Source organism: Lacrimispora sp., from assembly GCF_032078915.1.
GTDB lineage: Bacteria > Bacillota > Clostridia > Lachnospirales > Lachnospiraceae > Lacrimispora.
On the sequence record NZ_DAMAUN010000153.1, the window covers coordinates 1 to 7,983 of the forward strand.

At 47.9% G+C, this 7,983-nt stretch carries 9 protein-coding genes; all 9 read left to right on the forward strand.

The annotated features are described in order from the left end of the window. On the forward strand, positions 1-534 hold a 534-nt coding region (locus RT269_RS29040; RefSeq protein WP_313187937.1), incomplete at its 5' end, for a fumarate hydratase. A gap of 91 nt (positions 535-625) precedes the next feature. Beyond that, the gene (locus tag RT269_RS29045; protein ID WP_313187939.1) at positions 626-1,183 is read left to right on the forward strand and encodes a Fe-S-containing hydro-lyase; all 558 of its coding nucleotides are present in this window, start codon (positions 626-628) and stop codon (positions 1,181-1,183) included. 99 nt (positions 1,184-1,282) lie between these two features. Further along, positions 1,283-2,395: an Ldh family oxidoreductase gene (locus tag RT269_RS29050; protein ID WP_313187941.1), complete on the forward strand. Its 1,113-nt coding sequence runs from the start codon at positions 1,283-1,285 to the stop codon at positions 2,393-2,395. Between the two features lie 205 nt (positions 2,396-2,600). Continuing rightward, positions 2,601-3,752, forward strand: a complete 1,152-nt coding sequence (hemA, locus tag RT269_RS29055) for a glutamyl-tRNA reductase (RefSeq protein WP_313187942.1) — start codon at positions 2,601-2,603, stop codon at positions 3,750-3,752. Then, positions 3,749-4,393 (forward strand): precorrin-2 dehydrogenase/sirohydrochlorin ferrochelatase family protein, encoded by a 645-nt coding sequence (locus RT269_RS29060; protein ID WP_313187943.1) that lies wholly within the window; start codon positions 3,749-3,751, stop codon positions 4,391-4,393. The genes hemA and RT269_RS29060 overlap by 4 nt, the downstream gene beginning before the upstream one ends. Further along, a complete protein-coding gene (gene hemC, locus RT269_RS29065) occupies positions 4,383-5,285 on the forward strand; it encodes a hydroxymethylbilane synthase (RefSeq protein ID WP_313187944.1) in 903 nt (300 codons plus the stop codon). Before RT269_RS29060 ends, hemC begins: the two co-directional genes overlap by 11 nt. 13 nt (positions 5,286-5,298) lie before the next feature. Then, positions 5,299-6,804, forward strand: coding sequence for a uroporphyrinogen-III C-methyltransferase (gene cobA / locus RT269_RS29070; protein WP_313187945.1), 1,506 nt, complete (start codon positions 5,299-5,301; stop codon positions 6,802-6,804). Positions 6,805-6,821: 17 nt separating this feature from the next. Continuing rightward, a complete protein-coding gene (locus RT269_RS29075) occupies positions 6,822-7,634 on the forward strand; it encodes a class I SAM-dependent methyltransferase (RefSeq protein WP_313187947.1) in 813 nt (270 codons plus the stop codon). A 54-nt stretch (positions 7,635-7,688) separates the two neighbouring features. Beyond that, on the forward strand, positions 7,689-7,983 hold a 295-nt coding region (locus tag RT269_RS29080; RefSeq protein ID WP_313187948.1), incomplete at its 3' end, for an aminotransferase class III-fold pyridoxal phosphate-dependent enzyme.

Sequence of the window (7,983 nt, forward strand, 5' to 3'; positions counted from 1 at the left end):
GGATTTTTAAGAAAATCCGTTGTAAAGGACCCGGTAAGGCGGGGAAATACGGGGGATAACACTCCGGCTTTAATCTATACGGAAATCGTTCCGGGAGACCAGGTGAAAATTACGGTAGGACCTAAAGGCTTTGGAAGCGAGAACATGAGTGCACTCCGCATGTTCAAGCCTTCTGCAGGCCTCCAGGGAATCAAGGATTTTATCCTGGAAACCGTATCCGCTGCAGGTCCCAATCCCTGTCCTCCCATCGTAGTGGGCGTAGGGATAGGAGGCAGCTTTGACAAGGCAGCCCTATTGGCGAAAAAGGCTTTGATGAGAGATTTGGATTCCTCCAATCCGGATCCTTACTATGCTGATCTGGAAAAGGAGATGCTGGAAAAGATCAACCTTCTGGGAATCGGCCCTCAGGGCTTTGGCGGAAAGACCACTGCCATTGGGGTAAACATTGAAACCATGCCTACCCATATTGCAGGCATGCCCTGTGCCATCAACATCAACTGTCATGTGACACGCCATAAAACGGAAGTAGTCTGAATATATTTGAAAGACTCAAACGGTGGAAGACGCGCGCCGCTTTTCCTTACTTTTTCGTGCCGCATGCGTCAGCGGCGGATTGGAGATAAAAATGATAAAGCATATTACACTGCCTTTGACAAGAGAATTGTCTAAAACCCTTCACGCAGGAGATACGGTTTATCTGACCGGTGATATCTACACTTCCAGGGACGCCGGGCATAAGCGTATGTGTGAGACCCTGGCAAAAGGGGAAAAGCTGCCCTTTGATCCCATGGATGCCACGATTTACTATGTGGGGCCCACTCCTGCAAAGCCAGGCCAGGTGATAGGGTCCGCAGGACCTACTACCAGCGGCCGGATGGATGCTTATGCTCCCACGATGATGTCCGTAGGAGCCAGGGGAATGATCGGAAAAGGAGCCAGGCAGCCGGATGTGGTGGAAGCCATAAAAAAGTATGACGGTGTTTACTTTGGCGCCGTCGGGGGAGCAGGAGCGCTGCTTGCCAAATGCATCAAAAAGCTGGAACCCATCGCTTATGAGGATTTGGGAGCAGAAGCTTTGTGCAGACTTTACGTAGAAGAAATGCCTTTGGTGGTTGTTATCGACTGCGAAGGAAATAATCTCTACGAAGAGGGGAAAAATGCTTATTTAAAGTCAAGAAAGTAATTGGAGTGAAATGCAGCAGCCTTTCGATGAAAAAACAGCGGTTTCCATCATATGGGAGCCAATGTTTTTAAATAAATTATAAAAATACAGGAGGTAATTATGGGAACCAAAACAAACATTGTGGATTGGAAGACAATTACGGATTTTGTAGTGGATGCATTTAAGGGGTATGGGATTCCGGAAGAAGATGCGAAAGTTTGTGCGGATGTATTGCTGGAGTCTGACAAGAGGGGAATTGAATCTCATGGGGTTAACCGCTTCAAACCCATTTATCTGGACCGTATCAAAGCAGGAATCCAGAGCCCGGTGACAAATTTTGAGGTAGTAAAGGAAACAAGAACCACAGCGGTTGTGGACGGCCATGACGGCATGGGCCAGGTAATCGGTGTAAAATCCATGAATATGGCCATTGAGAAAGCCAAAGAATATGGCATGGGCATGGTGGTTGCCCGCAATTCCACCCACTACGGCATTGCAGGCTATTATGCGACCATGGCTTCCCGGGCAGGCTGTATCGGAATTACAGGAACCAACGCAAGGCCTTCCATCGCGCCTACCTTTGGCGTGGAAAATATGCTGGGAACCAATCCTCTTACCTTTGGTATGCCTACGGATGAGGAATTCCCCTTTGTGCTGGACTGTGCGACTTCCATTACCCAGAGAGGCAGGATCGAATACTATTCCCGTATCGGAAAATCCACTCCTTCCGGTATGGTAATCGGACGGGACGGTCAGCCTCAGACCAATTCAGACCAGATTCTTTCTGACTTAAATACAGGAAAAGCGGCCCTTGCGCCTTTAGGCGGAATCGGTGAAGAGCTGGCAGGCTACAAGGGATACGGCTATGCCACTGTAGTTGAAATTCTTTCCGCAGCCTTGCAGCAGGGGAATTTCTTAAGAGCCTTAACCGGCATTGGAGAACAGGGAGAAAAGATTCCCTTCCACTTAGGCCACTTCTTCATTGCCATTGATACGGAAGCCTTTATGGGCCTGGATTCCTTTAAAAAGACATGCGGCGATATTCTCCGGGATCTTCGCGGTTCTGTCAAAGCTCCAGGGGAAGACCACATTTATACGGCAGGCGAGAAGGAGTATCTGGTATGGCAGGAACGCAAAAACAGCGGTGTGCCGATCAATGATGCAGTTCAGAAAGAGCTTATTAAGATCAGGGATGAACTGGGACTAAACCAGTACCAGTTCCCATTTGAATAAATAGTATTGCCATTTGTTTGATATGCCCCCTCCCAGGCAGACGAGTGTAATAATTAAACTCGTTTGCCTGGAAGGGGGCATTTTCGCTTAATCCTATGATCCCTGGAATGTCCGGTTGCTCTTTTCTGCCTTCTTATGTTAGAATAGATAGGAGTTTTTATGAACTGATTCTAACGTTAAGAAAGCTGGAAGAATGATGTATTGTATGAGTGTAAGCCATAAAAAGGCTTCTGTGAATATCCGGGAACGATTTGCCTTTCATGAAAATGAGAAGGCGGAGTTTATAGAACGGCTTATGAAGAAGGAAGCGGTGACCGGTGTTGTTGTGCTTTGTACCTGTAACCGCAGTGAGATCTATGTTTCAGGAACAAAGCATGCAATCGGTGAGCTTCAGCGGGAGACTGCTGATTTTAAAGGAATTAGACTGGAAGAACTGCTGAAATATCTAAATATCTACAGCGGGGAAAGCGCCATAGGGCATTTGTTTAAAGTGGCATGCGGGTTCGATTCCATGGTGCTGGGAGAAGACGAGATTTTAGGGCAGGTAAAGGGTGCCTATGAGATGTCCAGGGACCAGGGTGCGGTGGATTACGAAATGAACGTGCTGTTCCAAAGGGCGTTTGCCTGTGCCAAACGGATCAAGACGGATACCAATTTATCCAGAACACCTCTCTCCGTTGCAACCCTTGTAGCCAATGAGGTGTTCCGCTTTGAAAAAGAGAGCGGAGATAAGAATGTGATGGTGATCGGCATGACCGGTAAAATGGGGAATACTATAACAAAAAATATTTTAAGCAAGCCTGGAATCCATGTCACCGGCACGGTCAGAAGCCATAAGTCCGATCTGACTTTTGAGGTAAAGGGGGACAGGGTGAAGGTCGTGGATTACAGGGACCGCTATCAGTACATGGATGAGATGGATATTGTCATCAGTGCCACTTCCGGCCCCCATTACACCGTAACCTGTGAAGAACTGTCAGAGCAAGTGGCTCCGGGAAAAAAACGGCTGTTTATGGATGTGGCCGTTCCTGTGGACATGGACCCTGAGATTGAGGAAATGGACGGGCTGACTCTTTATAACATCGACTATTTTGAAACACTTTCAAAAAACAACACGGAAATAAAACTAAAGGAACTGGACCGGGCTAACGTGATCATGGAAGAGGACTTAGATGGGGCCATCAAGGAGGTGGTGTTCCATCCATACATCCGGAGAATGAAAGAACTTAAGGAAGCATTTGCTGGAAAACGCCTGGATACCCTTCTCTTTGAGGTCAGGGATCATGTTTCCAGTGAAGAATTAAAGGTGGTACTTAAAACCCTGGATGGCTTAGAACGCTGGATTAAGGAGGGATGACTGTGGCTTATTTTCCATTTTTTGTTGATATTGAGGGGAAAAGATGCCTGATCGCAGGCGGAGGAGCAGTTGCCTGCCGCAAGGCTCTGACACTTATGGATTATGGCCCGGATATCATAGTTGTGGCTCCGCAAGTGATTCCCGAGATGGAACGGCTGATAAAAGAAAGCAAGGGAAAACTCACATGGTGGTGCCGGGAATTTGTAGAATCTGACCTGGAGAAAATGGATTTTGTAATAGCGTCGACCTCAGATGAAGGTTTAAACAGGCAGATATCCGTCTGGTGCCGGGAACGGAAGATTCCGGTCAATGTGGCGGACAACCAGGAGGAATGCAGCTTTATTTTTCCGGCTATTATGAAAGATGGAGAGATCACGGTAGGGATCTCCACAGGCGGAAGCTCTCCGGCCCTTGCCCGGTATTTAAAAGAAACGCTTAAGGAAGCCATTCCTGTGGGACTTGGCAGCCTGGCAAAGCAGCTTGGCTCATATAGGGATATGGTAAGAGAAAGGGTGGATTCCCTCCCAGTCAGAAGGTCAATTTTTAAAACTATGACAGCGGAGGGGATCCGTCAGGGAGATTATACCAGAGAACAGGCAGATGAACTGATAGAAAGGAAACTGGCGGAGCATGAAAAGTAATACCATTCGCATTGGAACAAGAAGAAGCGCTTTGGCCGTGGCCCAGGCAAATCTGATGGCAGAGGCTCTTAAAAAGTCAGGTAACGGCTTATCGGCAGAGCTGGTATTAAAGCAGACGGAAGGGGACCGGATTCTTGATAAGCCGCTTTTGGAATTTGGAGGAAAGGGCGTGTTTGTGACGGAATTTGAACAGGCCTTACTGCGGGGGGAGATTGACTTCGCAGTCCACAGCGCCAAGGATCTGCCTATGGAGCTGGAAGAGGGGCTGGGAATTGTGGCAGTTATGGAGCGGGAAGATCCCAGGGATGTTTTGGTGACACCTGCCTTAAGTGACCTTTCCGGAAAAAAGGAAATCATAATCGGAACCTCCAGCTTAAGAAGGAAGATTCAGATAGAGGAGATTGGAACGGACATGTGGCCCTGGGCTTTGGTCCGCTGCGAGAATTTAAGGGGAAATGTACAGACCAGACTTTCAAAACTCATGGAAGGCTCTTATGACGGCATTCTATTGGCGGCTGCCGGATTAAAGCGTCTGGGACTTTGGGAAGACAGCCGGTATGATTACCATTGTTTTGATTGTGAGACCTTTATTCCGGCTGGAGGCCAGGGAATACTTGCGGTGGAAGGACGGCTGGATTCCGGGCTTGAGGCGGTGGTAAAGCCTATTGAGGATGAAGAAGCCAGAATGTGCCTGTCTTTAGAACGGAAAATTTTAAGGCATTTAAATGCCGGCTGTCATGAACCCATCGGCGTATATTCAAGACTTAAAGGCGGGGATATGGAGGTTCTTGGGATCAGCAAAAGAGGGGAAGAAATCAAGCGGATCCATCTTTGGGGAGGAACCGGGGAACTTGACAGGCTGGCACGGCTGGCGGCCGATGGCCTTGCGTAATAAGGAGGATGCTATGAAGGAAACAGGAGTCGTCTATCTGGTAGGGGCTGGTCCGGGAGATCCGGGGCTAATTACGGAAAAAGGGTTGTCAAGGCTGCGGATATGCGACGCAGTGGTTTATGATTCTCTTCTTTCTCCCCGCCTTCTTGATGAAGTACCTGACCAATGCCGGAAGATTTATGTAGGAAAACGCGCCGGGCGTCATTCCATGAAGCAGGAGGAAATTAATAAACTTCTGGTAGAACTGGCAGGGGAAGGTCTTGCGGTTGTGAGGCTAAAAGGCGGTGATCCCTTTGTATTTGGACGGGGGGGAGAAGAGATCATGGCTCTTTCTGAGGCAGGGATCCCTTATGAGGTGGTTTCCGGAGTTACCTCTGCGGTCGCCGCCCTTGCAAGTGCCGGGATCCCGGTGACCCACCGGGCGCTTAGCAGAAGCTTTCATGTCATGACCGGACACACTCTCTCAGCAGAAGGAACGCTTCCTCCTGATTTTGATGAATTTGCCAGGCTTTCAGGCACATTGGTTTTTCTCATGGGATTAGGGAACTTATCCCTCATCGTAAAGGGCCTTTTAAACCAGGGAAAACCAGGGGACACACCTGCTGCGGTCATTCAAAACGGAACTCTTCCCGGAGAGAGAACCATCCGCGGGACCATAGAAAGTATTGAGGAAAAGGTGCTGGCGGCTGGAATAGAAAGTCCTGCGATCATTGTGGTGGGAGAGGTGGCTTCCCTTGATTTTACTTCTACGTTAAAACAGCCCCTTAAGGGGTGCCGGATTGGAGTAACAGGAACAGACTCCTTTACAAAAAGGCTGAGAAAACAGCTGGAATCTCTTGGAGGAGCTTCGGAATGCATCCTGAGCCTTTTGATAGAGTCCTGCCGAAAGGGAGCGGAAATGAAGGAAGCATATGAAAAGCTGCCGTCCTACACCTGGATCGTATTTACCAGCGCCAATGGAGTAAGAGAATTTTTCCGTGGGCTTTTGGAATGGGGGCATGATTTCCGCTCAGTGGGTCATGTGAAGTTTGCCGCGGTCGGAAGGGGAACTGCCGATGAACTGCTGCAGTACGGCTTTCTTGCGGATTATATACCAGAGAAATATCAGGTACAGGATCTGGCGGCAGGCTTAAAAGGCTTGATTTCTCGGGAGGACAGGCTTTTGATCCCCAGATCCTTAAACGGTTCTAAGGAACTGAATGAGATTCTTGATGAGACCGGTGTCCCTTATGATGACATCGTGCTCTATGATGTGGCTCTGGAAGGCCTGGAGGCGGAAAAAAGGACGGAAGCCTTAAAGCAGTTGGACTATCTGACTTTTTCAAGTGCTTCCGGTGTAGAGGCTTTTTTCCGGGAGGCAGATAAGGAAATAAAGGAAGCCCTGGCAGGCCTCAAAGTGGTCTGCATCGGGGACATAACAGCAAAAGCCCTGATAGGGCATGGGAGAAAAGCAGATATCATTGCCGGGGTTTACAGCATTAAAGGGTTAACGGAGGCCATCTGCCGGGATTGGAAATAGGAATAGGAGATGATTCATTGGATCCATCAATAAAGAATGTGGAAATGAAGAATAAGGATCGGTTTTTAGGGTTTGCGGATGTCTATGATCAGGCAAGGCCGGAAATGCCGGAATATCCGATTGAAATCATAACAAGATATTTAAATAAAAAAGCAGATATTGTAGTTGACTTAGGCTGCGGTTCGGGCTTATCAACAACTGCATGGAAAAACCATTGCAATGCCATTATCGGTATTGAACCAAGTAATGATATGTTCCTGGCTGCAAGTAAGAAAGCAGATAAAAACATTTCGTTTAAGAAAGCGTTCGCCCATGAGACAGGTTTAAGCAGCGACTTCGCTGATGTTGTTATATGTTCCCAGTCTTTTCATTGGATGAACCCTGAATTAACTCTGGCAGAAGTAAACCGCATACTAAAGTCCGGCGGCATATTTGCTGCGGTCGATTACGATTGGCCGCCTGTCTGCAAATGGGAAGCGGAGCTTGCCCACAAGCAGCTATTCTATAAAGTCAGCTGCCTGGAGAAAGAGCATAAGGATTTGAACGATCGTTTTATTAGATGGGATAAAAATAAGCATCTGACCAATATTAAAAACAGCGGTTACTTTCGTTATCAAAGAGAAATTGTTTTTGCAAACAGAGAGCTCTGTAATGCCGAAAGATTTATCAGTATGACGTTAAGCCAAAGCGGACTTCAAAGCATCATGAAGCGTAAGCCAGATCTAATTAAGAGTGCCCTGGATGAATACGTTGAGACGATACAGCGTTTATTTGCCGGTGAGACGATGGAAGCGGACTTCTGTTATCGTATGCGCCTGGGTATTAAATGATCCTATGTAACAATAAATGGAAGCTATCGTTCGGAGTGAAAAGGAGTCAGTTAGATGAAAATAGAAGAATCAAAAATTTTATTTGAAAAATCAAGGGAGTATTTCCCGGGCGGGGTCAACAGCCCGGTTCGCGCTTTTGGCTCCGTGGGAGGAGTACCGGTCTTTGTAAAACATGCGTCAGGCTCCCATATTTACGATGAGGATGGAAATGAATACATTGATTACGTGAATTCATGGGGCCCATCCATTCTTGGTCATGCCTGCGGGCCTGTGGTGGAAGCGGTGAGAGAGGCCTGCCTTGACGGCCTGTCTTTTGGCGCGCCTACCAGAAAGGAGCTGGTTCTGGGAA